Consider the following 22,845-nt stretch of genomic DNA (forward strand, 5'->3'; position numbering starts at 1 on the left):
GTACCCGAAGCCGCTGCCGCAAGTCTTTTGCCATTGGATCGGTTACGGGTTAAAGAAGCATACAGTAGGGTCGGAAAGCCGCTTGACCGGAGACGTAGCGAAAGATCGTGACGCCATGAGGAAATTCATCGCAGCAACACTCCTGGCTGCGTGTATCCATGCGCTGGCAGGCTCGGCCGAAGCTGCGGAATGCGGCAATGTCAGCATTGCCGAAATGAATTGGGCCTCCGCCGGTATCGCCGCGCATGTGGACAAGATCATCCTCGAACACGGCTATGGTTGCAGCGTCACGCTGGTTGCGGGCGACACGATACCGACCTTCGCCTCGATGAACGAAAAGGGCGAACCCGACGTCGCGCCGGAGCTTTGGATCAGCTCGGTGCGCACGCCGCTCAACGCGGCGATCGAGGAGGGTCGTCTCATCCAGGCGGCGAGGATCTTGACCGAAGGGGGCGTGGAAGGCTGGTGGATGCCGAAATCCGTCGCCGACGCGCATCCGGACATCAGGACCGTCCACGATGCCTTGAGCCATCCAGAGCTATTTCCCGCCGCCGATGAACCCTCAAAAGGGGTGATCCACAATTGCCCTGCCGGCTGGAACTGTCGAACCTCGACGGCAAACCTCTTCAAGGCGCTCGACGCGGAGAAGGCCGGCTTCCAGCTCGTCAATCCCGAATCGGCCGCCGCCCTCGACGACTCCATCGCCGATGCCTTCGAGAAGAAGGCAGGCTGGCTCGGCTATTACTGGGCGCCAACCGCCATCCTCGGCAAATACCAGATGGTGCGCCTGTCTTTCGGCGTCGATCACGACAAGGCCGAGTGGGACAGATGCACTGCCGTTCCCGATTGCCCGAACCCGAAGGTCAACTCCTATCCGATCTCCGACGTCTTCACCGTCGTGACAAAATCCTTCTCGGGCAAGGCAGGCGTCGCCATGGACTACATGATGGCCCGGGAGTGGGACAACGCGACGGTCAACAGGATACTCGCCTGGATGGACCAGAACCGCGCCACCAATATGGACGCCGCCCGCTATTTCCTGCAGAATTTCCAGGATATCTGGGGGAAGTGGGTGCGCCCCGACGTGGCGGAAAAGGTCAAGGCGGCGCTCTGAGGGAATATGAACGGCACAAACCCATACGGCGGCCCTGCCATTGCGATCCGTGCTTTCGCGACGAAACTGCATCGGCGGCGCAAACAGCACAGCGAACGACGCTCTGCCCTGTCACATTACTATTCTCTCTGGCAATCGCAGAATGCGGGTGTCGGGTCTGCGCAAAAGTGCTCTCAACGGCGTTGCCGTCTTCGGCAGCGCCATTCATTTCGATCGTGCCAGCCAGGCCTTCGGCAGACGGCTGCAGACGCATTCGGAGGTAGTTCATGGCTAGCCACGCAATCGAGGTGAAGAACCTCTACAAGATCTTCGGCCCGCGCGGGCGGGGGTACATCGACCTCGTCAAGAACGGCATGAGCAAAGCTGAGCTCAACGAGAAACACGGACACGTACTCGGGCTCCAGGACATCAACATCTCCATGCCAGGCGGGTGCATCACGGTGGTGATGGGCCTGTCCGGCTCGGGCAAGTCGACGCTGATCCGCCACATCAACCGGCTGATAGACCCGACCGCGGGCGAAGTGCTCTATGACGGCGTCGACGTCTGTCAGATGAACGAAAACGATCTTCGCCAGTTCCGCCGCCACAAGACGGCCATGGTGTTTCAGAAATTCGCACTGCTGCCGCACCGGACGGTTCTTGAAAACACCGTCTACGGGCTGGAAATCCAAGGCGTCGACCGCCGCGAGAGCGAGAAGCGTGCCCTCGGCTGGATCGAACGCGTCGGGCTCAGCGGCTTTGAGAAGCACTATCCCAACCAGCTTTCCGGCGGCATGCAGCAGCGTGTCGGCCTTGCTCGGGCGCTCACCAACGACGCCGAAATTCTGCTCATGGACGAGGCCTATTCCGCACTCGATCCGCTGATCCGCGTCGACATGCAGACGGTGCTGCTCGAACTGCAGAAGGAACTCAAGAAAACCGTTGTCTTCATTACGCACGACCTCGACGAGGCGCTGAGGCTCGGCGACAAGATCGCCATCCTGCGCGATGGTGGCGTCGTGCAGCAAGGAACCGGGCAGGACATCGTGCTCTCGCCGGCCGATGACTACATCACAGCCTTCGTGAAGGAAGTGAACCGTGGCCGCGTGATCAATGTCGAAACCGTCATGCGCCCGCTCTCGGGTAATCCGGAGGGCCTGCCGCTTGCGGCGGGCACCGTACTCGAGACGGCCGCCCGTATGATGACGGGAGCGCGGATCGACAAGGCCCATGTCATCGATGTCAGCGGCCGCCCGATCGGCGTCATCGACCTGCAGACGATCATTTCGGCGATGGTAAGCCCGGCAAGTCACGACGGCGACCGAAAGGCGGCGTGACTCTCCGTCTTGGACGACGAAGGGCGCCCACCCGCACGTCGCCCTAAGCGACTTTCCTGACGCGCAGCGTCGCTGTTGCGCGTCCCATTGCTCCTATCATGCTGCTCCGCTCTCGGATGAAACGCCGCGAGCGACCGGCGTCGGCAGAGCATCGCCGCCGAACAGAGCCGGAAGTGAGCAGCCCTACTGCATGTCTCGTTAAATCGACCTCGCAAAGACACGCAGCGATTCAACGTGCTGCAGCGACCTTTGCCCGTCTGATACGACGCGCGGCGCCGTAGTCTGGATCGCGCCCGTGTTCCGCACCGTTCAAAAAAACCTGCTCTTAACCGAAAGCTGTCATGTTCGGTGTCGAAGCGATTATGGCAAAGACCTGTTGGAAGCGCGGTGCCGGAACACTTTAGGATAGCAATACATGAAAGGCTGGAGGATCTCTCGCCGGAGTGGCCCCGTGATGGTCGGTCGGCGGGCCCGGCGGTGCAATTCCACGCATTTCAGACGGCAACGTTTCTGCAGGCGTGGCTGAACAGCTTCGGACGCTCTGGCAGCCAGAGCTTTCATTTCGTCGAGGTGCGAGACGAAGCTTCGCGGCCCGTGATGTTCCTTCCCCTACGGATCTTGAACCGGGGCGGCGCACGGCTTCTCCAGTGCATGGACCATGAGGCCGCCGACTACAACGCGCCCATTCTCTTCAATTCGCAGATCATCTGGTCGCAGGAGATCGCGGAGTATCTGTGGCAGCAGATTGCCCTGATGCTGCCCCCGTTCGACGTCGTCGACCTCGTTAAGATGCCGGCGGACGTGGAGGGGCTGGTCAATCCGCTCGCCTTTCTCGGCGAGCGTCAAAGCGAACTCTCGTGCCATGCGACGGATCTGCGGCGGCCCTGGAACAAAATCGACGAGGAGGTGCCTCGCCGCAGCACGCTGCTTCGAAAAATCCGGGGTCTTGAGCGGGTAGCGCCCGTGGGCTTTCACATCGCGCGGGCTCCCGACGCAGTGAAGAAGGTCACGGAGATCATGCTCCGCCAGAAGCAGCGCCGTTTCGAGGAGACGATGGTGCCGGGCTTCGATGTCGACCGCGACAAGCACGACTTCTTTCACGGCGGGACACCCCTCTTCCATCACGAAGGGATGCTGATCCTCTTCTACCTGATGGTTGGGGAGACGGTCGTCGCCACCATTTGGGGCCTGGTCGCAGGCAAGCGTTACTACGCCATCATGCTGTCCTACGAAGGCGACGAGTGGTCGAAGCATTCCCCCGGCAGCATCCTTTTTTACAAATCACTGAAGTGGCTGCACGACAACGGCTTCGAATGGATGGATCTGGGCATCGGAAACGAGCCCTGGAAGCTGGAAAGCTGCAGGACGACGACAGCGCTTTCGGAACGCAACGAGGCCGTAACGATGCGGGGCCGATTCTATCACGCGGGGCTGCGCGTGAGAGGACGGCTTCGAGCGACCCGGATTTATCAAAGGCTGCGGCCGCTGAAATGGCTCGTCTTGCGTTCCCTGCGGCGGCGCTGATTCGTTTGGGCAGGATGCACCAGCGGCTTGTGAAGCATGACAGCAGCCGGCGTGCATTCACAACGCGCAGCGCCGCCGCGCATATTTCGCTTGCCTCTCCGATCGCAAAGACATAAACATATCTTTATATCTTGTTACAACCTCTTCAGCCGGGGAAAGCCGATGTCCGTTGCCACTAACGCCCTTTCCGACCTCCTCGCCCAGAAAGGCGTTCTGCTTGCAGACGGCGCCACCGGCACGTCACTTTTTGCCATGGGGCTCGAAGCGGGCGAAGCGCCGGAGCTTTGGAACGAGTCGAAGCCGGAAAACATCACCAAGCTGCACCAGGACTTCGTCGATGCCGGCGCCGATATCATCCTCACCAATTCCTTCGGCGGCACCCGCCACCGGCTGAAGCTGCACCAGGCCGAGGACCGGGTGCATGCGCTGAACAAGCGCGCCGCCGAGATCGCCCGCGCCGTTGCCGACAAAGCGCCGCGCAAGGTCATCACCGCCGGCTCCGTCGGTCCGACGGGCGAACTGCTGGTACCGCTCGGTGCGCTCTCCTATGAGGATGCCGTCTCGGCTTTCGTCGAGCAGATCGAGGGCTTGAAGGCCGGCGGCGCGGAAGTCGCCTGGATCGAAACCATGTCCTCGCCGGATGAAATTCGCGCCGCTGCCGAAGCCGCCACCAAAGTTGGCCTTCCCTTTGTCTACACCGGTTCCTTCGACACCGCCGGCAAGACGATGATGGGCCTGCACCCGAAGAATATCCATGGTGTCGCCGGCGACATTGGCGATGGCCCGGTCGCCGTCGGCGCCAATTGCGGCGTAGGGGCCTCCGACATTCTCTCTTCGCTGCTCGACATGACGGCGGCAAATCCGGATGCCACCGTCGTCGTCAAGGGCAATTGCGGTATTCCCGAGTTCCGCGGGTCCGAGATCCACTATTCCGGCACGCCGCCGCTGATGGCGGAATATGCCCGCCTTGCCATCGATGCCGGCGCCCGGATCGTCGGCGGCTGCTGCGGCACCTCCTGCACCCATCTCGCCGCCATGCGGCTTGCACTCGACAACCACGCGAAGGGCGAGCGCCCGACGCTGGAGGTGATCGTCGAAAAGATCGGCCCAATGCGCAACAAGACGGCAAATGAGGGCCCTGCCGCGCCGGCGCGCGAACGAAGAAGCCGCCGGGCGTAACAGGCGCGAGCGCCATATCCAACGAAAGGCTCTGCCGATCGCCGGATTCGGAGCGAACGCCATTGCGCTCCGGCAGCCAAACACTCCTCATCCAGTTCTGCGCTTTGGGTTGAGCATCTTTAGGCGCGCATTTGCTTTGTGATGCAGCTGCCGCTCCGATGAGCTCAGCAGCCGCCTTGCGTATGATGGTCGCCTGTCCTATCCCCGAACGGATGTTCGAATCGAGGGAGACGATGCGATGAGTGGACCAGCCGCCTTTCCGGACAGGGATACGACCGCCGCCAAGCTTTCGAGCTTCGGCGAAGCCGACCAGGCCTTCATCAAGCTGTTGATGGAAAACCCCGAGCAGGACGAGAATTTGATGGACGGCCTCTATCGCCATCTCGACTTCGCCTCGGAGGCGCGTTTCCTGAACTCGCTGAAGCTGGAAACTCTCGGAGCATGGCTGGGTAGCGCGGCACCGGCCCGCCTGCAGATGCGGCTCTTGGAGGCCGCGCGTTCCAGTCAGCACCCGGCCTACCAGGCCTTCAAGGCGGGACTGACGAAATCCGGCGGGTTGCAGAAGGCCTATCCGACGGCTTGACGGCTCCGCATGCGGGATTTCAACGCGGAAACGGCGCCACGACGGCGATGATCGGCCCCAGCGGGAATAACCGATCGTGGCGGTCGATCTCCGGCGCATAGAGGCTCGATATCGAGCCGTCGAGGAAAAGCGCATTGGGGCAGCCAAGCGTGTCGCGGAACAGAGTCGCAAAATCATGGAAGCGCACCGGCCGTTTCGATACCGCGAAGACGACGTCTCCCGAACCGGTCACGCCGACGCCGTTGCGCGTCTTCAAGCTGTCGCTGTCCGGCAGGAACCGCGGATGCAGCACACCGTCGATCACCAGCATTGGCCCGGACTGCGTGGCGAAGCGTGGTCGAATGCCGGCGGCGCGGTAAGCTTCCGCGGCCATCACCCCCGCCTTCCCTTCGGCGACATGGAAGACGCCGTTCGGCAGCATGTGGAAATTGCCCCAGCCGGGATTGGTATTGAGCGGAGCTTTCTCCGCGCCTTCTTCAATGTGCAGGCCGACGGGCGAGAGATCCTCGTGATACATGCCGCCATTCATGGCGAAGACGAGATATTCGTTGCGCTGCCGCAGTTCCAGCGACAATGCCTTGAAGGATCTGAACGGCACACCGGACTGGTCCTTGTTGTAAAGGCGGATGTCGCTCGATGCCGGATCGAAGCTGCAGGCTATGTACTCCTCACCGAGATGGGTGACGTTGCGGCAGCTTGCTGACGCAGGGGCAGACAGACTTGCCGAGAGAATGGCGGCGCCGGCGAGGAAGACTTTGGGAAACAGCGGCATGGCATGGACTCAGGTTGAATCGTGTCGCTTAGCATCGCATGAATTGCGGCGGATTGATGCGAACCCCTTCGGCCGATGGCTGATGCTGGCTACAGCGCCGCGCGTCTTTTCAGACGCGCAAAGGTCGCTGTCTCTCTTTGACTCTGCGCATCGAGCTTTCCGAAAATCGGGTACGGTTTTCGGGCCGATGCGCTAGCCGCTTGGCTACGGCTGCAGCCGATCCAATGCCGCCTCCGCCGAGAAGCCGGAGAACGACCGAATGGATGGCCTATATTGCCCGATCCAGATGCGTATAACCGCCGTCCGGAAAAATCCACTGGCCAGTGGTGTGACTGGCGCGATCGGACAGAAGAAATGCGCATGTGTCGGCAATCTCCCTGGCCGTGGTCATTCGCCGCCCCAGGGGTATCCGGGCGGTGATATCCGCGAGCGCCGCATCGCCATCCGCGAGTGTATCGAGCCAGCGACGATAAAGCGGCGTCATGACCTCGGCCACGACGATGGCGTTTACGCGGATGCCGTCGGGCAGGAACTCGACTGCCCATTCCCGGGTCAAGCCGAGTTGTGCGGCTTTGGCCGCGACATAAGCGGACGTGCCGCCCTGCCCGGTAAGCGCAGTCTTTGAGCTGATGTTTACGATGGCTCCTTTCGTGGCGCGAAGGTCGTCACGCAGCAGGTGGACCATCATGTAGTAGTGCACCAGGTTTTGGTCGAGACTGGCGCGGAATGCGTCCGGTCCTTTGTCGAGCCCGATACCGTCATTGGCTCCGGCATTGTTGACGAGGCCGTGAACGGCTCCATGGCGCTTCCTGATGACATCCACCGCTGCCCGGCAAGCATTGTCGTCACCCAGTTCCGCCTGAACGAAATCGGCACCGGTACGGGCGAGCCACTCGTCTGCCGGAGGACGACGGGCAACCACCACCGGTCGGGCCCCCTCCTCCGAAAGAACCTCCGTGATCGCGGCTCCGATACCCGAACCGCCGCCGGTCACGACGATGACCTTGTGCTTGAGGTGCAGATCCATCAAACCATCCTGAACCGGTGGGTTTCGAGGCTCTCCGGCTTCATTTCGATCGAAAACCCCGGCATGGCGGGCGGCATGTAGGCCGCATTGCGGATCACGCACGGGTCGAGAAAGTGTTCGTGCAAGTGGTCGACATACTCGATCACGCGGCCCTCGCGGGTTCCGGCGATGCAGAGATAATCAATCATGCTGAGGTGCTGGACGTATTCGCACAATCCGACGCCGCCGGCATGCGGGCAGACCTTCAAGCCGTACTTGGCAGCCATGAGCATCACCGCGAGGATTTCGTTGACCCCGCCGAGGCGGCAACTGTCGATCTGAACGACATCGATTGCGCCACGCATGATGAACTGCTTGAACAGAATCCGGTTCTGGCACATCTCGCCGGTCGCGACCTGGACCGGGGCGACGCCCTCGCGGATTTTCCGGTGACCCTCCACATCGTCGGGGCTCGTCGGCTCCTCGATGAACCAGGGGTTCACGAAGGCAAGCTTCCTAACCCAGTCGATGGCCTCGTCGACTTCCCAGACCTGGTTGGCGTCAATCATCAGGTTGACGTCCGGACCGACCTCGTCGCGGGCAATGCTCAGGCGGCGAATGTCGTCGGCAAGATCACGGCCGACCTTCATCTTGACGTATTTGAAGCCGGCGTCGACTGCCTCGCGGCAAAGACGCCGCAGCTTGGCGTCGTCATAGCCGAGCCAGCCGGCCGAGGTCGTATAGCAGGGATAGCCTTCAGCCTTGAGCATTGCGATGCGCTCGGCCTTGCCCTCCGCCTGTTTCGTCAGGAAATCGAGCGCCCACTGCGGAGTGATGCAATCGGTGAGATAGCGGAAGTCGATGCACCGAACGAGTTCCTCCGGGCTCATGTCGGCGACAAGCTGCCAGACCGGCTTGCCCGCGATCTTCGCCCATAGGTCCCAGACGGCGTTGACGACGGCACCCGTTGCGAGATGGATGGCGCCTTTGTCGGGACCGATCCAGCGCAACTGGCTGTCAGACGTGATATGGCGCCAGAAGCGCCCCATGTCCGCTGCCACCCAATCCATGTCGACGCCGACGACGAGCGGACGAAGCGCCTCGATGGCCGCGACGCAAATCTCGTTGCCGCGACCGATGGTGAAGGTCAAGCCGTGTCCCTCGTGCGGGCCATCCGTTTCGAGAATGACATAGGCGGCCGAGTAGTCGGGATCGGGGTTCATCGCATCCGAACCGTCCAGATGCTGGCTGGTGGGAAAGCGCACGTCCACCGTGCGGAGGGCGGTAATCTTCATGCCCTGACCACCTTCTGCGTTTGCTCGCCGAGCCCGTCGATCCCGAGCCGGATCACTTCTCCCCCCTTCAGGAATACCGGCGGCTTCTGTCCGAGCCCCACGCCCGGAGGCGTGCCCGTTGAAATGACGTCGCCTGGCTGAAGGGACAGGAAACGCGTGAGATAACTGATCAGATGCGCGACGCCGAAGATCATCGTGGCGGTCGTGCCGTTCTGGAAACGATGGCCGTCGACTTCGAGCCACATGCCCAGATTGCCGATGTCGCCAGCTTCGTCGGGCGTGACGAGCCAGGGTCCAATCGGGCCGAAGCTGTCACACCCTTTCCCCTTGTCCCAGGTACCCCCGCGCTCGATCTGCCATTCGCGCTCCGAGACGTCGTTGACGACGCAGAAGCCCGCCACGTGCGAGAGGGCATCTTCTTCCTCAATGTAGCGGCCGCCCTTGCCGATGACCACACCGAGTTCCACTTCCCAATCGGTCTTGACGGAGCCACGCGGGATCTCGATGTCGTCATTCGGCCCGCTGATCGCGCTCGTCCATTTGTTGAAGACGACGGGCTCCTTCGGGATCTCAGCGCCGGTTTCGGCCGCGTGATCGGCGTAGTTCAGCCCGATGCAGATGAACTTGCCCACCCCGCCGACGCAGGGGCCGAGACGCGGAGTGCCGTCGACGAGTGGCAGTCCGCTCGGGTCGATGGCCGCCAGGCGCCTCAGGCCCTCGGGGGAAAGCACGTCACCCGCAATGTCGTCCACATGGACCGAAAGGTCCCGAATTCGGCCGGAGGCGTCGAGAAGGCCCGGTTTTTCCTGCCCCTTGGGGCCATAGCGCAGCAGTTTCATCGTTGTCCCATGTGCTGGCGTCGGGGGCGCAGGCCCCCGACGGGATTGATCGGATCAGTCGTAGAGAACGGCGGAGATTTCGGGCGAGTCGATATTGGTCTTGTCGTACCAGTAGAAGCCGGTATCGATGGTCTTCTCGATCTTCTCGCCCTTTGCGGCGGCGACGGCGACCTTGACGGTCTCATAGCCGATGCCCACCGGGTTCTGTGTGATCGCACCCGCCATCAGACCTTCACGGATCGCATCCTTCTGGGCCTTGCCCGAGTCGTAGCCGATGATCACCACCTTGGCGCCCTGCTCCTTCACGCCGTTGACGACCCCAATGGCCGAGCCCTCATTGGTGCCGAAGATGCCCTTGATGTCGGGGTTTGCCGTCAGGATTGCTTTGGTGATTTCCGTCGACTTCAAGTGGTCTCCGCCGCCGTACTCGATAGCAACGATTTCGACGTTCGGGTGGGCTTCCTTCATACGGTTGACGAAACCGTCGCGTCGGTCGACGCCGGTGCGTGAGGTCTGATCATGCGCCACGACAGCGACTTTGCCGGCATCGCCGATCAGTTCGGCCAGGGTATCGGCAGCGAGCGCTGCAGCCGCGGCGTTATTGGTGGCGGCAGTGGCCTGCGGGATATCGCTGTCGACGCCCGAGTCAAAGGCGATAACTGGTATTCCGGCGTCGTTCGCCTGTTTCAGCAGCGGGATGGCCGCCTGGCTGTCTAACGCCGCAAAACCAATGGCGGCTGGCTTTTTCGCCAGCGCGGCTGCGAGCATATCAATCTGCTTGTCGACCTGGCTTTCGCTGTCCGGTCCTTCGAAGGTGACTTCGACGCCGAATTCCGCTGCAGCTTGGTCGGCGCCGGCCTTCACCGCCTGCCAGAATTGGTGCTGGAAGCCCTTGGAGATCAGCGGGACATAAAGCTTGTCCTGGGCGCCGGCACCGGTGGCGCCGGCCATTAGGGAAAGCGCGGCTACGGCGCCGAGCAGGGTTCGTCTTGTGAACATGGTATCTCCTCCTTGGTGTTCACGGTTGAAATGCTGAGGTGAGCTTTGACCGTGGCGTTTCCGCCAGCGGCCTTATTTGCGTGCGCGGACGCGCATCTGATCGGCATAGACAGCGATGATGATGATCGCGCCGGTGACGACCGTCTGCCATTCCGGCGCGACCGACAGGACGCGCAGACCATTGGTCAGAACCGACATGATCAAGGCGCCGATGAGTGTGCCGAGTATGGTTCCGCGGCCGCCGGCAAGGCTGGTGCCGCCAATCACTACTGCGGCAATCGCCTCGAGTTCGTAACCGAGGCCGAGCGCCGGCTGGGCCGAGTTGAGGCGGCTGGCAATGAGCAAGCCGGCAATCCCGCAGATGCCGCCGGCCAGCGTGTAGATTGCGATCTTCCAGAAATCGGTGTTGACGCCAGAGAGCCGGACAGCCTCCTCATTGGAGCCGAGTGCGAACGTGTAGCGGCCGAGCACCGTGCGCCCGAGAATCCACGCTGAAACGCCCGCGACGAGAAAGAGAACCAGCACGCCGTTCGGCATGGGGAAGGCCGGGATAAGCTCGCCGACTACCGAGCCTTGCGCAATGAAGGTGAAGCCGGGTGTGTCGTTGAAATAGATGGGCTTGGTGCCCGTGACGATCAGCGACAGGCCTTTCAGCACCAGCATCATGCCGAGCGTCGCGATGAAGGGTGGGATCTTCATGCGGGCGACGAGGCTGCCAGAGAACAAGCCGCACAAGGCGCCAGTAGTGATCGCCGTCAAAACGCCGAGCGACAGCGGCATGCCCGCCCAGGTCAGCACCACGCCCGCCATCACCGCACAGAAGGTCATCAGCGTGCCGATGGACAGGTCGATGCCGCCGGTGATGATGATCAGCGTCACGCCGACGGCAAGGACGCCGTTGACCGAAGTCGCCTGCAGGATCGCCATGATGTTGGAGACCTGGAAGAAGTTGGGGCTGGCCAGCGAGAAGCCGATGACCAGCACGATGAGGCTGGCGAAGGCCAGAAGTTTCTGCTGTGCGCCGCCGCGCCCGCTCTGCTTTACACCCATGGTTGCGCTTCCCCCTCAGGCCGCCGTCTTGCCGTTACGTTCCGTTGCCAGTTCCATGATCTTTTCCTGATCGGCTCCGCCCGACAGAATGCCGGTCAGACGCCCCTCGCACATCACGGCGATGCGATGGGAAAGCCGCAGAACCTCCGGCAGCTCGCTGGAAATGACGATGATTGCCTTGCCCTGCGCGGCCAGTTCCTTGAGCAGGCGGTAGATTTCCGCCTTTGCGCCGACGTCGATGCCGCGCGTCGGCTCGTCGAAAATCAGAATGTCGCAATCGCGCAGCAGCCACTTGGCGATGACCACCTTCTGCTGGTTGCCGCCCGACAGCAGCCCGACCTCCTGCCGGTCGCCCGGCGTGCGGATATTGAGTTTGCCGATATAGTCCTTGGCCACACGGCCGAGCGCTTTCTCGTCGACGCGGCCGATCGCATCGGAATGGCGCCCGAGGCTCGCCATCGCGATATTGGCGCGCACGTCCATGCCGAGCGCCAGGCCGAAATGCTTGCGGTCCTCGGAGAGGTAACCGATGCCGGCGCGTACCGCCTGCGCCGGGCTCGTAATGCGCACGGGCTTGCCGTGCACCAGGATCTCACCGCTGTCGATCGGCTCGGCACCGAATATGGCGCGGGCAAGCTCGGTGCGCCCGGCGCCCATCAGGCCGGCGAAGCCGAGGATCTCGCCCTTTTTCAGACTGAAGCTGATATTCTTCAGCTCACGGCCGCGGCTGGCATTGCGGACCTCCAGCGCCGTTTCGGCATTGGAAAGGTCCGGAATGGCCGCAACCTCGTCCTTCAACTCCCGCCCGACCATCATGGAGATGATCCTCGAGATCGGCGTGTCCTCGGCCGCAACCGTCCCGACATAGGCGCCGTCGCGCATGACCGTCACGCGATCGGCAATGCGCTTGATCTCGTCCATCTTGTGGCTGATGTAGATGATGCCGACGCCCTCAGCCTTCAGGCGGCGGATGATGGTGAAGAGTTCGGCAATCTCGGCGTCGTTCAGCGCCGCCGTCGGCTCGTCCATGATGAGCACGCGGGAATGATAGCTAAGCGCCTTGGCGATCTCGACCATCTGCTGGCGGGCAATGGTGAGTCCCGCAACCGGCGTTCGGGGGTCCATCCTGATATTCATGCCGGCGAAGATCGCCACCGCATCGGCATTCAGCTTAGCCTCGTCGATGCGTCCGAACGGCAGGCGCGGCTCGCGGCCGATCCAGATATTCTGCGCGACATTCAGGTCGCGCATCAGCGCCAGTTCCTGATGGATGATACCGATGCCGAGGTCCTGTGCCGCCTTGGGCGTCGGCAGATGAACTTCCTGTCCGTCGACGAGAACGCGACCGCCGTCCGGGGTATAGACGCCCGACAGAACCTTCATCAGCGTCGACTTGCCGGCTCCGTTCTCGCCCATCAGGGCGTGAACCTCGCCCCTGCGCAGATCAAAGTTGACCGATTTGAGTGCATGCACCCCGGGAAAGGCCTTCTCGATGGCTTCCATCCGAATAATGTCGGTCATGGTCCGCGCCTCCCGCCGCAGTCAGATTGTGACGCCGCCGTCGACCAGCACGGCCTGACCGGTCACGAAACGGCTTTCGTCTGAAAGAAGGAAGACGACCATGGGGGTGATGTCGTCGACTGTCGCCAGGCGCCCCATTGGCTGACGCGCGATGAAATCCTTTTCTGCCTGGATGGGATCGGCGGCCGAGGCGATCCGGCCACGCAGAGACGGCGTATCGACCGTTCCGGGGCAAAGGGCGTTGCAGCGGACGCCGTGCTTCACAAAGTCAGCGGCAATAGCCTTCGTCAGACCGATGACGGCAGCCTTGCTGGCGCCATAGGCCGTCCGGTTGACGAAACCCTTAATGGACGAAGCCATCGAGGCCATATTGAGGATGGAGGCAGTTCCGGTTTCGGCAGCGCGCTCCAGCATGCCGGGAAGACAGGCGCGCGCAAGGCGCATCATTGCCGTCACGTTCAGATCGAAGCTGAAGGCCCAATCGTCGTCACTTACGTCCAGCAGCGTGCCGTGATGAACGAAGCCGGCGCAATTGAACAGACCGTCCAGGGGACCGATGCGAGATGCAAGCGCCTTGATGGCCGCCGGATCCCTCACGTCGAGCGCTGCCGTCTCCATGCCGTCGAGGCCTGAAAGAAGCGATTCATTCACATCCGTTGCGATGACGTTCGCTCCCTCCTTCAGACAGGCCAGGGCGCTGGCGCGCCCGATCCCCTGCCCGGCCGCGGTGACGAGAATCGTTTTTCCGTGCAGCCGCATGGTCTCCTCCCATGTGCGACGTTCGTTCGTATATGAAATGATATTTCACATAAGAAATTCCCTGGCAAGAGAAAATCGTGCTATCCCCCTCTCGCAAGAGGTCGATCAGGGGGCATGGAAGGAAGCGACGACGTGGATAAAAAGCCGGCGAATGGATTGGGTGGAGAACAGGAGCAGGACGACAAATACAGAGCGCCTGCCCTGGATAAGGGATTGGATATTCTAGAGATTCTGGCCGAACAAAGCGGCAGCATGACCCGGACGGAGATCGTGCGCGAAATGGGTTTGAGCCCCTCGCAAATCTTTCGCATGCTCGAAAGGCTCGTGGCACGGGGATATGTTGCACGCTCCGAAGGCGGTGATCGTTATTCCCTGACGATGAAGATGTTCCTGCTTGCCAACCGCCATCCGCCAACACGGCGCCTTATCGCGCAGGCCCAGCCGCTAATGGACAATTTCGCCCAGGAGACGGGGCAAGCCTGCCATCTCGTTGTGCCGGAAGCCGGAAACGGTCTCATCGTCGCGCAGGCGAGCCCAAAGGGGCACTGGGAATTCCGAGCCCGCGTCGGCGGGGAACTCGACCTTTACACGACGGGCTCGGGCCTTACGCTGATTGCCTTTCAACGTCCGGAGAGACGGGTTCAGGCCCTGGAACACTGGGGCTGCAAGCAGCCCGAACAACACCTCGCGGCGATAGGCGCGCATCTCGAGGACGTTCGAGCCGCCGGTTTTCGTCTCGGCCCCTCAGGCTACCTGGTGGGCGTCACAGACATAAGCGCGCCAATCTGCGATCCGGGCGGAGAAGCATTCGCAGTCTTGACTTGCGCATTTATCGAGCACCCCGCCGACAGGGACAGCGAAGCAAGGAGCAAAACGCTTGCGAAGTTGTTGCAGTTGTCGGCGGAACTCTCTTGTTCCCATTAGCGGCTTTTCTCTTGGAAAAGTGCGCCCGCCAGCGCGAGTTCGACATGATTGAAACCACCCTTCAATTCAACGGAGCCACGCAGTGACGCTTGCACTTTACGGGCACCCGTTTGCCTCCTTCGTATGGAAACCGCTGATCGCACTCTACGAGCGCAACGTGAGCTTCGAATTCCGGATGGTCGATCCCGGTCATCCGGAGAACCAGGCGCGCATGGTCGCTCTCTCTCCCACCGGACAATTTCCCGCGCTGATCGACGGAGACAGGGAAATCACGCAAAGCAATGCGGTGATCGAGTATCTCGATCTGTTTCATGGAAGTGGGACGGCGATGGTGCCGGAGGATCCACGCGAAGCGCTGGAGGCGCGCATGATGGCGGACGTGTTCGACGATTATGTCCAGGCGCCGATGCAGCGAATTGTTGGAGATGCCCTGCGCGACGAAGGCGAGCGGGACCCGCGCGGCGTCGCCGACGCGCGTGCGTTGCTCGATCGATGCTACGCTTGGCTCGAGCCACGCCTGCGAGCGAAGGAATGGGCGGCTTGCGGTCGCTTCACGATTGCCGATTGTGCCGCCGCGCCGGCGCTATTCTATGCAGACTGGGTTCACCCGATCCCCGAACGCCATGCTGGGCTCACCGCCTACAGGGCACGGCTTCTGTCCCGTTCCTCCGTAGCGCGGGTCGTCGACGAGGCACGCCCATACCGAAGTTTCTTTCCGTTGGGAGCTCCCGACAGAGACTAGCGCATCGGCCCGAAAATCGTAGTCGGAAAGTTCGATGCGTAGACTCAAAGAGTTACGGCGACCTTTGCGCGTCTGAAAGAGGCGCGGCCGCTGTAGGCTCAGGGAATGCGCAGGTAGGACAGTCTCCCGGATCCCGGTACAACTACAGGCGGAGCGCCGCCATATGGAAACGCAGTTGCCCGGCTGGATAGCGATAGTCCTGCCCAACCGGGCAAACGTCGCGAGAGCGGCAGCCAGAGGCGAGGCAATCGCACGCCCTCACCTCGCATTTCAGATGCGTGCGACAGCGCCGGACATCAAACAGACCGGAGACCAAGGCTTGAGCGGGACAGGCCGCAACGCATGGCTTCTGCGCACAGGCATTGCAAGCATGGCCGGTCGCCACCTCGCCCGTCGCCGGCATGGCGCGATCGAAGCCCAGTGCGCCGCGATAGCCATGCCAGAGACCGTAGCGCGAATGGATCAGAATACCGAGCGGCGAAGGCTTCAGCCCTTCCGCCCGCATCGCCCATTGCTGGAAGGGCTGCCATGGCGGATCGGACGGAAAATAGGCTGTAGCGCCCGTCGACTCCGCCACCGGCAGGATCGCCTGTTTCGACCAGTTGTCGAGCGGGTCCATGCCGCCAGCATCCGCTGCATCTCCCCGCCAACGGGCGAAAGGCTCCCAGATCGAACCGCCGATATTGCCGATGAGGAGGACACAGGCCGCGGCTCTTCCGCTCGTCAGCCCCGGCGCCGGCTCCCCTTCGGAAAAGTTCACCGTACCGCGCAAAAAAAGTCCGTGCGGCCGCAGAGCCGCACGGATCGTTTCGATCGGATCGTTTGCCGAAGCGGGACCGGCCGTCATTTCGGCTTCGGCCCCTGAAGATCGTAGTGCGGGCGCCAGACCTCCTTCTGGATCATGTCCGCGACCTGCGCCCTGCCGCCTTGCTCCCTGGCGCGTTCGGGAGCCTTTCAGGTAAAGGCGTCCGGCATCGACTCCTTGCGCTTGGCGATGAAGTCCTTCAGCGCTTCGTCGATGGCCGGATCGAGATACGGTGCCTCATAGTGCTCGAGCCAGGAGCGGGCAAGCGCATTGGCGCGCTCTTCGATGCGCTTCTGGCCTTCGATTTCCCACTGCTCGAAGGAATTGTTGTCGGCGAGTGGCGAGCGATAGAAGGCCGTCTGGAAGTTGGCTTGCGTGTGGGCGCAACCGAGATAGTGGCTGCCGGGTCCGACTTCGCGGATCGCGTCCATCGCCTGGGCTTCCTCGGACAGATCGATGCCCTCGGCCATCTTCTGCATCATGCCGAGCTGGTCCTGGTCGATCATGAACTTCTCGTAGGAGGAAACGAGGCCACCTTCGAGCCAGCCGGCCGAGTGCAGCACGAAGTTGGTGCCGGCAAGCAGTGTCATGTTGAGCGTACTCGCCGATTCATGCGCGGCCTGCGCATCCGGAATCTTCGAGCCGCAGAGCGAACCGCCGGTACGGAACGGCAGTCCGAGCCGGCGAGCAAGCTGGGCCGCGCCGTAGGAGACGAGCGACGGCTCCGGCGTGCCGAAGGTCGGTGCGCCCGACTGCATCGAGATCGAGGCCGCGAAGGTACCGAAAAGCACCGGCGCGCCCTTGCGGATGAGCTGGGTGAAGGAAGCACCGGCGAGCACCTCGGCAAGGATCTGCGTCAGCGTGCCGACAATCGTCACCGGGCTCATGGCGCCCGAGAGGATGAAGGGCGAGACAACGCAGGCCTGGTTATGGCGGGCATAGACCTTTGCCGCCCCAAGCATCGTCTCGTCGAAGACCATCGGCGAGTTGGCGTTGATGAGGTTCAGCGTCACCGTGTTGTTCTCGACGAAATCGTCGCCGAACAGGATCTTCGCCATTGCGACCGTGTCTTCGGCGCGTTCGGGCGCCGTAACCGACCCCATGAAGGGTTTGTCGGAATAGCGCATATGGGTGTAGATCATATCGAGGTGGCGCTTGTTGACCGGGACGTCGACCGGCTCGCAGACAGTACCGCCCGAGGAGTGCATGGACGGCGCCATATAGGCAAGCTTCACGAAATTGCGGAAGTCCTCGATCGTCGCGTAACGGCGGTTGCCTTCAAGGTCGCGCACGAAGGGCGGGCCGTAGACCGGCGCGAAGACCGTCGCCTTGCCGCCGATTTGCGCGTTTCGCTGCGGATTGCGCGCATTCCAGGTGAATTCCTTGGGCGCGCTCTTCAGGAGCTCGCGGCAAAGGCCCTTCGGGAAATGCACCCGCTGGCCGCGCACATCGGCGCCGGCCGCCTTCCAGAGCTCAAGCGCCTCCGCATCGTCGCGGAACTCGATACCGATCTCTTCGAGTATGGTATCGGCATTGCGCTCGATGAGCTGCAAGCCCTCTTCGTCGAGCACCTCATATTCGCGAATCTTGCGCTGGATATAGGGCAAGGACGGTCCCGGACCGCCACCGGTGCGGGAAGCGCGGCGCGCCGCCGCTCCCCGTCCCTCGCCACGCGCACGGCGTCCGCCGCCTTCGACCGCGCCTTGTTCTGTCACGTCGCTCATTCGCTCGCTTCCTCTCCCGCCGTGTCTCTCCTTGTTAAGACGCGGCAACACACTAGACTGGATTGGGCGCATAATCCTTTCCCGAGATCGAATCCAGTGGTCAAGACCATGCGCCCGGCATTGTTTCGTTATAATGCTAGCAAGCCGCCGGCCCGGTACGGTTCTCAATGCGCCAACGGGTGGCGCATCTTAGATACTCGCCCGACGCGCGACACGGGGGGCCTCAGGCGGCGCTCGTTCGGGCCGCGCCACCCACGCGACGGACATCTCTCCCCAATTGCAGCCGCATTGAGGATTATGGGCATCCGGCGATGTAGCGAATCAGAGCGACGGTTGCCGGGTACAACGCGCTGAAATGCTGCGCGATTTTATCCACCTGAACAAACCCAAGGTGGCAATTTCACGAAGGAGCCATGGAACCGAGAAGCCCTAAGCAGGTTCCGCAAATGTGCCCCAAGGTTTTGCGATCAGAACCTGCGGCGAACCGAGCGTAAACGGCCCCCGAAAATCGGACCCGATTTTCGAAAGCTCGATGCGGAGATTGAAAGTGTCACAGCGACCCTTGCGCCTGAAAAGACGCGCGGCGCTGTAAGGTATCTAAGTAGATAAAGGTGGGTGAATCCGGGTGGACCCATGAATATCTGCTTAGTCGCTTTTCGTCATATGCGACGTCGCATTCGAAAGGAGATTTTTAGACGTCGCCCGCTAAGGATTGGGCAACGCGTCCGGATTGTGCTCAAACCGTGCTCACCCGTGCGATATCACCGTGCCAGGAACCGAGGAAACCCAATATGGCAGACGATGAAATCATTCTCGAGGACCTTTCCGACGAAGAACTCGTGCAGCAGATGCACGACGATCTTTATGATGGTCTCAAGGAGGAAATCGAGGATGGAACGCGCATCCTCCTCGATCGCGGCTGGACTCCCTACGACATTCTGACCAAGGCGCTTGTCGAGGGTATGCGCATCGTGGGCATCGACTTCCGCGACGGCATCCTGTTCGTCCCGGAAGTGCTGCTTTCGGCCAATGCGATGAAGTCCGGCATGACCATCCTTCGCCCGCTGCTTGCCGAAACCGGTGCACCAAAGCTCGGCAAGATGGTAATCGGCACCGTCAAGGGCGACATCCACGACATCGGCAAGAATCTTGTGGGCATGATGATGGAAGGCGCCGGCTTCGATGTCGTCGACCTCGGCATCAACAATCCGGTCGAGAACTATATCGAAGCACTCGAGCGCGAGCAGCCGGATATTCTCGGTATGTCGGCTCTGCTCACGACGACCATGCCCTACATGAAGGTCGTGATCGATACGATGAAGGAAAAGGGCCTGCGCGACGATTATATCGTGCTCGTCGGCGGCGCTCCACTGAACGAAGAATTCGGCAAGGCCGTTGGCGCCGACGCCTACTGCCGCGACGCGGCTGTCGCCGTCGAAACCGCCAAGGACTTCATCAAGCGCAAGCACAACGAGCTTGCCGCCGGCTGAGGTCGTTTGAATTCACAGAAACGAGGCCGGCTGCGGATGAGCCCAGCCGGCCTTTCTCATTTGGGCGCGGGCCGGTTGAACGCGGGAACCGCGGTCAGTTGGCCGCTCGGGCGACCCTGCGCCCTGCGTCCTCTGTCGCGTTCACGGCGTTTGCGGTATCCTGTCCCATGCCGCGGATAGTGTTCCCACAGGAACTCAAAGTTGCGAGAGCCATCAGCACGACGCCGATTACGGCGAGAGTTTTGGTTTTCATGAGCGCGAATCCTTCACGTTACTGCGAGGCAGAGTAGAGATGGAAAATCCGCCGTCAGCAAGAGAACGTGGTGAATTGAAGAAAGTTCAAGTCATCGGTTGCGGGGCGATCGCGCGCGAAATCCTCGCGATATGCGAGACAAACCGGCTGGATCACATCACGCTCAGCTGTCTGCCTGCTATCTGGCACAACACCCCGGAAAAGATCGTGCCGGGCCTGCGCGAAGCGATCGCCAAGGCGCGCGCGGAAGGTTTCGAGCGCATCTTCATCGCCTATGCCGATTGCGGCACCGGCGGCCTCATCGACCGGCTTTGCGAGGAGGAAGGCGTAGGCCGCATTCCGGGGCCGCACTGTTATTCCTTCTTCGCGGGCAATGATGCCTTCGCCGAGCGCTGGGACGAAGACATCAGCGCCTTTTTCCTTACCGATTTCCTCGCCCGCCAGTTCGAAGCCTTCGTCATCGAGCCGCTCGGCCTCGATAGACACCCGGAACTGCGGGACATGTATTTCGGCCATTACCGAAAACTCGTCTATCTCTCGCAGGTGGAAGACGAGGCCCTTCAGGCAAAGGCGCGTCGCGCCGCCGATACGCTCGGACTGGAGTACGAGTACCGTTACACCGGCTATGGCGACTTGACGCGGTCGCTGACTGGAATCTGATCGCCCTTCCCGATCGACAGATTGCATTTGGTGGCCTGTTGCGGCTTCGGCGCGAATTCGTGAACCCGGTCTTCCGACCGCCGCCACCACCCACTCTCCCTGCCGCAGGGCTCTGCACGTTTGCGGCCCCGAGCCTCGCCCCCTTAAGACCACGGTAACGCCTGGGCCGGCATATCTTTCCGCTACTGCCGTCACGCCCTACCGCGCAAACCGACCGGGTCAAAATCATGTCCGACGAAGAGGCGAACATTTTCAACCGGCGCATCGTCGTCGTCACCGCCGGCGGCGACAATCCGAACATCATGATCAATGCCCTCGCCGCTCGCTTCGACGACGTCGTCGTCCTGCAGGAACAGCCAGAGTCGAAGGCGTTCTTCGTAAGGCGGCGCGCCCGCAAACTCGGCTGGCCGACGGCACTCGGTCAACTGACGACGATGATCCTTTCCCGTTTCGGCAAGCGCTTCGCGCAACGGCGCGCGGAGGCAATTCTGCGCGCGTATGGCGTGTCCGCAGAGCCCCACCCGTCAGTCCCCGTCCACCGCATCTCGTCGATCAATGACGCAGAGGGCCACGGGCAACTGCAGGCGCTTCAACCCGCCGTCGTCTTCCTGATCAGTTGCCGCATGCTGAATCCGGAAACGCTTGCGGCCATCCCCTGCCCGGTCCTCAACTTCCATGCCGGCATCAACCCGCAATATCGCGGCCTGATGGGTGGCTACTGGGCACTCGTCAATGGCGACCCAGAGAATTTCGGCGCGACCGTGCATCTGGTAGACGAAGGCGTCGATACCGGCGGCATCCTCTATCAGACGCGACAAGTGCCGAGCCCTGGCGACACGATGCACACCTATCCGCTGCTGCAGACCGCCGCTGCCACCGGTATCGCGGTCCGGGCTATCGAGGATGCACTCGTCGGGAAGCTCCGCCCCATCAATATCGACGCACCGTCGAGGCAATGGTATCACCCGCCAGTCTGGGTCTGGCTGTCAAACGGCATTCGACGCGGGATCTGGTAGAGCTTCAGCGTTTCGGCCAAGACTTGCAGCGTCCCCTGTGTCTCCTGAAGATGCACGACGCCATTGAACGCGGCGAGTATCTGAACTATTGAAAAATGGAGGCCTTACAGAGCCACGCGTCTTTCAGACGCTTTCAGACGCGCAAACATCCTGTAACTCTTTGAAGCTGCGCATCGAGATTCCCGGAAACCGGTCGGATTTCCGGCCGAGACGCCCAATGGCTCAAGTTGAACCTTTTTTCTGCACGGCCGTTTAATTCGTTTCCATTACCGTGCCTGTCATGTTGGCGAAGCAGGAGATCCAGCCGTGAAAACGCAGACAGGAAATTCGGCCGAGTTGCTCGGCAACCGCAGCACTGTTGTGCGCGGCATTTTCGCTCTACTCGTCGCAGCGACAGCGTCGGCGTGCTCGGCAGTGGCGGATCAGAGTATCCAGACCTCATCCCTGACGAAAGACCTCGGCTACCCCGTCTCCACCAGCGAGCCCCTTGCGGCCAAGCGGGTCGCCATCACTCAAAAGACCAGCAAACTCGAACGCACCGCCTATCTCGGCCGCGCACCTTATATCTGCACACCGAGCGGTTTCGGCAGCACGTCGCGCTGCTTCCTTCGCTAGCGCACCGGCCCGAAACCATTTTCGGAAAGCTCGGTGCGCGGCGCTGTAGGCCCGAACCAGCGCTGACCGGCGCCGACCACAGCCATGCTGACCGGATTCCTGACACCGGTGCTCTGTTCGAACCGCGCCCGGATCATTCGGCCTTGTCGAGACGTGAAACGATCCGGGCCAAGCGCGCACTCACATAGTTGCCGCGCCGCAGTTTGGTGAATTCGTCGTCAGCTTTCGCGGGTGCGTTCTTGAAAACATACCATTCGCCGGCCGGTTCACGCTTCTGGAGGATGACGCCGCCCTGCTTGCGATGGCTGAAGCAGGTCGTTGCGGGAGCCGAGCCGTCCTTGGCATGCCACTCGGCCCTGAAGCAGAGCTTTCCTCGACCGGTGATGAACCAGCGGCCCACGCCGTAGGAGGGAGTGCCATTCTCGCTCGACCAGGCGGTAAACCGGCGCTCCCGCGCGGAGAAGTATCCCGCACCCGCTTTCCAGATCCACGACTTTTGGCCGTAGAGCCTGTAGAGCTCCTTGTGCGTCAGCGGTGTTGCCCTTTGAGGGTTCACGCGGCCGCCCGCAGCCTCGGCGGCCGATGTCGCACCCCCCATTGCCACGGCAATAGCGACGATCAACGATAGTGTGCGAAGGGACGACTTCATCTCATGCCTC

23 protein-coding genes and 1 pseudogene are annotated in these 22,845 nt (G+C 61.8%); 12 read left to right on the forward strand and 12 right to left on the reverse strand.

From position 1 onward, the window contains the following. Positions 1–115 precede the first annotated feature (115 nt). The 6 genes and pseudogenes from SJ05684_RS09290 (at position 116) to SJ05684_RS09315 (ending at position 5,716) form a co-directional block, all read left to right on the forward strand. Entirely contained in the window at positions 116–1,114 is a 999-nt protein-coding gene (locus SJ05684_RS09290; RefSeq protein ID WP_034850654.1) for a glycine betaine ABC transporter substrate-binding protein, read from the forward strand. A gap of 175 nt (positions 1,115–1,289) precedes the next feature. Next, positions 1,290–1,388, forward strand: a pseudogene (locus SJ05684_RS30355) (proline/glycine betaine ABC transporter permease); the annotation flags it as partial. Further along, positions 1,381–2,430 (forward strand): quaternary amine ABC transporter ATP-binding protein, encoded by a 1,050-nt coding sequence (locus tag SJ05684_RS09295; RefSeq protein WP_034850655.1) that lies wholly within the window; start codon positions 1,381–1,383, stop codon positions 2,428–2,430. The pseudogene SJ05684_RS30355 and the gene SJ05684_RS09295, both read left to right, overlap by 8 nt. A 477-nt stretch (positions 2,431–2,907) precedes the next feature. Then, positions 2,908–3,954: a GNAT family N-acetyltransferase gene (locus tag SJ05684_RS09305; protein ID WP_034850656.1), complete on the forward strand. Its 1,047-nt coding sequence runs from the start codon at positions 2,908–2,910 to the stop codon at positions 3,952–3,954. Positions 3,955–4,116: 162 nt separating this feature from the next. Next, entirely contained in the window at positions 4,117–5,133 is a 1,017-nt protein-coding gene (gene bmt, locus SJ05684_RS09310) for a betaine--homocysteine S-methyltransferase (protein ID WP_034850657.1), read from the forward strand. A 238-nt stretch (positions 5,134–5,371) separates the two neighbouring features. Beyond that, positions 5,372–5,716 carry a hypothetical protein gene (locus SJ05684_RS09315; protein WP_034850658.1) on the forward strand — a complete coding sequence of 115 codons (345 nt, stop codon included), beginning with the start codon at positions 5,372–5,374 and terminating at the stop codon, positions 5,714–5,716. 19 nt (positions 5,717–5,735) lie between these two features. On the opposite strand, the gene SJ05684_RS09320 is transcribed toward SJ05684_RS09315, so the two are convergent. From SJ05684_RS09320 to SJ05684_RS09360, 8 genes are all read right to left on the reverse strand, one after another. Beyond that, the gene (locus SJ05684_RS09320) at positions 5,736–6,488 is read right to left on the reverse strand and encodes a phosphodiester glycosidase family protein (RefSeq protein ID WP_034850660.1); all 753 of its coding nucleotides are present in this window, start codon (positions 6,486–6,488) and stop codon (positions 5,736–5,738) included. A 268-nt stretch (positions 6,489–6,756) separates the two neighbouring features. Continuing rightward, the gene (locus SJ05684_RS09330; RefSeq protein ID WP_034850663.1) at positions 6,757–7,515 is read right to left on the reverse strand and encodes an L-fucose dehydrogenase; all 759 of its coding nucleotides are present in this window, start codon (positions 7,513–7,515) and stop codon (positions 6,757–6,759) included. After that, on the reverse strand, positions 7,515–8,789 hold the full coding sequence (locus tag SJ05684_RS09335) for an L-fuconate dehydratase (protein ID WP_034850664.1): 1,275 nt from the start codon (positions 8,787–8,789) through the stop codon (positions 7,515–7,517). Before SJ05684_RS09335 ends, SJ05684_RS09330 begins: the two co-directional genes overlap by 1 nt. Then, positions 8,786–9,628, reverse strand: coding sequence for an ureidoglycolate lyase (locus SJ05684_RS09340; RefSeq protein ID WP_034850666.1), 843 nt, complete (start codon positions 9,626–9,628; stop codon positions 8,786–8,788). The genes SJ05684_RS09335 and SJ05684_RS09340 overlap by 4 nt, the downstream gene beginning before the upstream one ends. A gap of 54 nt (positions 9,629–9,682) precedes the next feature. Continuing rightward, a complete protein-coding gene (locus SJ05684_RS09345) occupies positions 9,683–10,627 on the reverse strand; it encodes an ABC transporter substrate-binding protein (protein ID WP_034850667.1) in 945 nt (314 codons plus the stop codon). A 72-nt stretch (positions 10,628–10,699) separates the two neighbouring features. Then, positions 10,700–11,677: an ABC transporter permease gene (locus SJ05684_RS09350; RefSeq protein ID WP_034850669.1), complete on the reverse strand. Its 978-nt coding sequence runs from the start codon at positions 11,675–11,677 to the stop codon at positions 10,700–10,702. Positions 11,678–11,692: 15 nt separating this feature from the next. Next, a complete protein-coding gene (locus SJ05684_RS09355; protein ID WP_034850671.1) occupies positions 11,693–13,198 on the reverse strand; it encodes a sugar ABC transporter ATP-binding protein in 1,506 nt (501 codons plus the stop codon). A 21-nt stretch (positions 13,199–13,219) separates the two neighbouring features. Further along, the gene (locus SJ05684_RS09360) at positions 13,220–13,957 is read right to left on the reverse strand and encodes an SDR family oxidoreductase (RefSeq protein ID WP_034850673.1); all 738 of its coding nucleotides are present in this window, start codon (positions 13,955–13,957) and stop codon (positions 13,220–13,222) included. 114 nt (positions 13,958–14,071) lie between these two features. On the opposite strand from SJ05684_RS09360, the gene SJ05684_RS09365 reads away from it, so the two are divergent. Together SJ05684_RS09365 and SJ05684_RS09370 are read left to right on the forward strand one after the other, a co-directional pair. Then, the gene (locus SJ05684_RS09365) at positions 14,072–14,881 is read left to right on the forward strand and encodes an IclR family transcriptional regulator (RefSeq protein ID WP_083846040.1); all 810 of its coding nucleotides are present in this window, start codon (positions 14,072–14,074) and stop codon (positions 14,879–14,881) included. A gap of 82 nt (positions 14,882–14,963) precedes the next feature. Then, on the forward strand, positions 14,964–15,623 hold the full coding sequence (locus tag SJ05684_RS09370) for a glutathione S-transferase family protein (protein ID WP_034850674.1): 660 nt from the start codon (positions 14,964–14,966) through the stop codon (positions 15,621–15,623). A gap of 142 nt (positions 15,624–15,765) precedes the next feature. Here the strand turns inward: SJ05684_RS09370 and SJ05684_RS09375 are convergent, their stop codons facing one another. Continuing rightward, the gene (locus SJ05684_RS09375) at positions 15,766–16,470 is read right to left on the reverse strand and encodes a 4Fe-4S dicluster domain-containing protein (protein ID WP_034850675.1); all 705 of its coding nucleotides are present in this window, start codon (positions 16,468–16,470) and stop codon (positions 15,766–15,768) included. Between the two features lie 107 nt (positions 16,471–16,577). Next, positions 16,578–18,152 carry a trimethylamine methyltransferase family protein gene (locus SJ05684_RS09380; RefSeq protein ID WP_034850676.1) on the reverse strand — a complete coding sequence of 525 codons (1,575 nt, stop codon included), beginning with the start codon at positions 18,150–18,152 and terminating at the stop codon, positions 16,578–16,580. A gap of 791 nt (positions 18,153–18,943) precedes the next feature. Here SJ05684_RS09380 and SJ05684_RS09385 point away from each other — a divergent pair. Beyond that, on the forward strand, positions 18,944–19,642 hold the full coding sequence (locus tag SJ05684_RS09385) for a cobalamin B12-binding domain-containing protein (protein ID WP_034850678.1): 699 nt from the start codon (positions 18,944–18,946) through the stop codon (positions 19,640–19,642). Between the two features lie 94 nt (positions 19,643–19,736). Here SJ05684_RS09385 and SJ05684_RS09390 read toward each other — a convergent pair whose 3' ends face one another. After that, positions 19,737–19,895, reverse strand: a complete 159-nt coding sequence (locus SJ05684_RS09390) for an entericidin domain-containing protein (protein WP_034850681.1) — start codon at positions 19,893–19,895, stop codon at positions 19,737–19,739. A gap of 39 nt (positions 19,896–19,934) precedes the next feature. On the opposite strand from SJ05684_RS09390, the gene SJ05684_RS09395 reads away from it, so the two are divergent. From SJ05684_RS09395 to SJ05684_RS09405, 3 genes are all read left to right on the forward strand, one after another. Beyond that, entirely contained in the window at positions 19,935–20,555 is a 621-nt protein-coding gene (locus SJ05684_RS09395; protein ID WP_034850682.1) for a DUF1638 domain-containing protein, read from the forward strand. 227 nt (positions 20,556–20,782) lie between these two features. Next, positions 20,783–21,571, forward strand: coding sequence for a formyl transferase (locus tag SJ05684_RS09400; protein WP_034850684.1), 789 nt, complete (start codon positions 20,783–20,785; stop codon positions 21,569–21,571). A gap of 306 nt (positions 21,572–21,877) precedes the next feature. Beyond that, entirely contained in the window at positions 21,878–22,186 is a 309-nt protein-coding gene (locus SJ05684_RS09405) for a hypothetical protein (RefSeq protein WP_050979887.1), read from the forward strand. Between the two features lie 133 nt (positions 22,187–22,319). Here SJ05684_RS09405 and SJ05684_RS09410 read toward each other — a convergent pair whose 3' ends face one another. Beyond that, positions 22,320–22,835 carry a DUF995 domain-containing protein gene (locus SJ05684_RS09410; protein WP_034850685.1) on the reverse strand — a complete coding sequence of 172 codons (516 nt, stop codon included), beginning with the start codon at positions 22,833–22,835 and terminating at the stop codon, positions 22,320–22,322. Between the last annotated feature and the right edge of the window lie 10 nt (positions 22,836–22,845).

It is taken from the genome of Sinorhizobium sojae CCBAU 05684 (assembly GCF_002288525.1).
Classification (GTDB): domain Bacteria; phylum Pseudomonadota; class Alphaproteobacteria; order Rhizobiales; family Rhizobiaceae; genus Sinorhizobium; species Sinorhizobium sojae.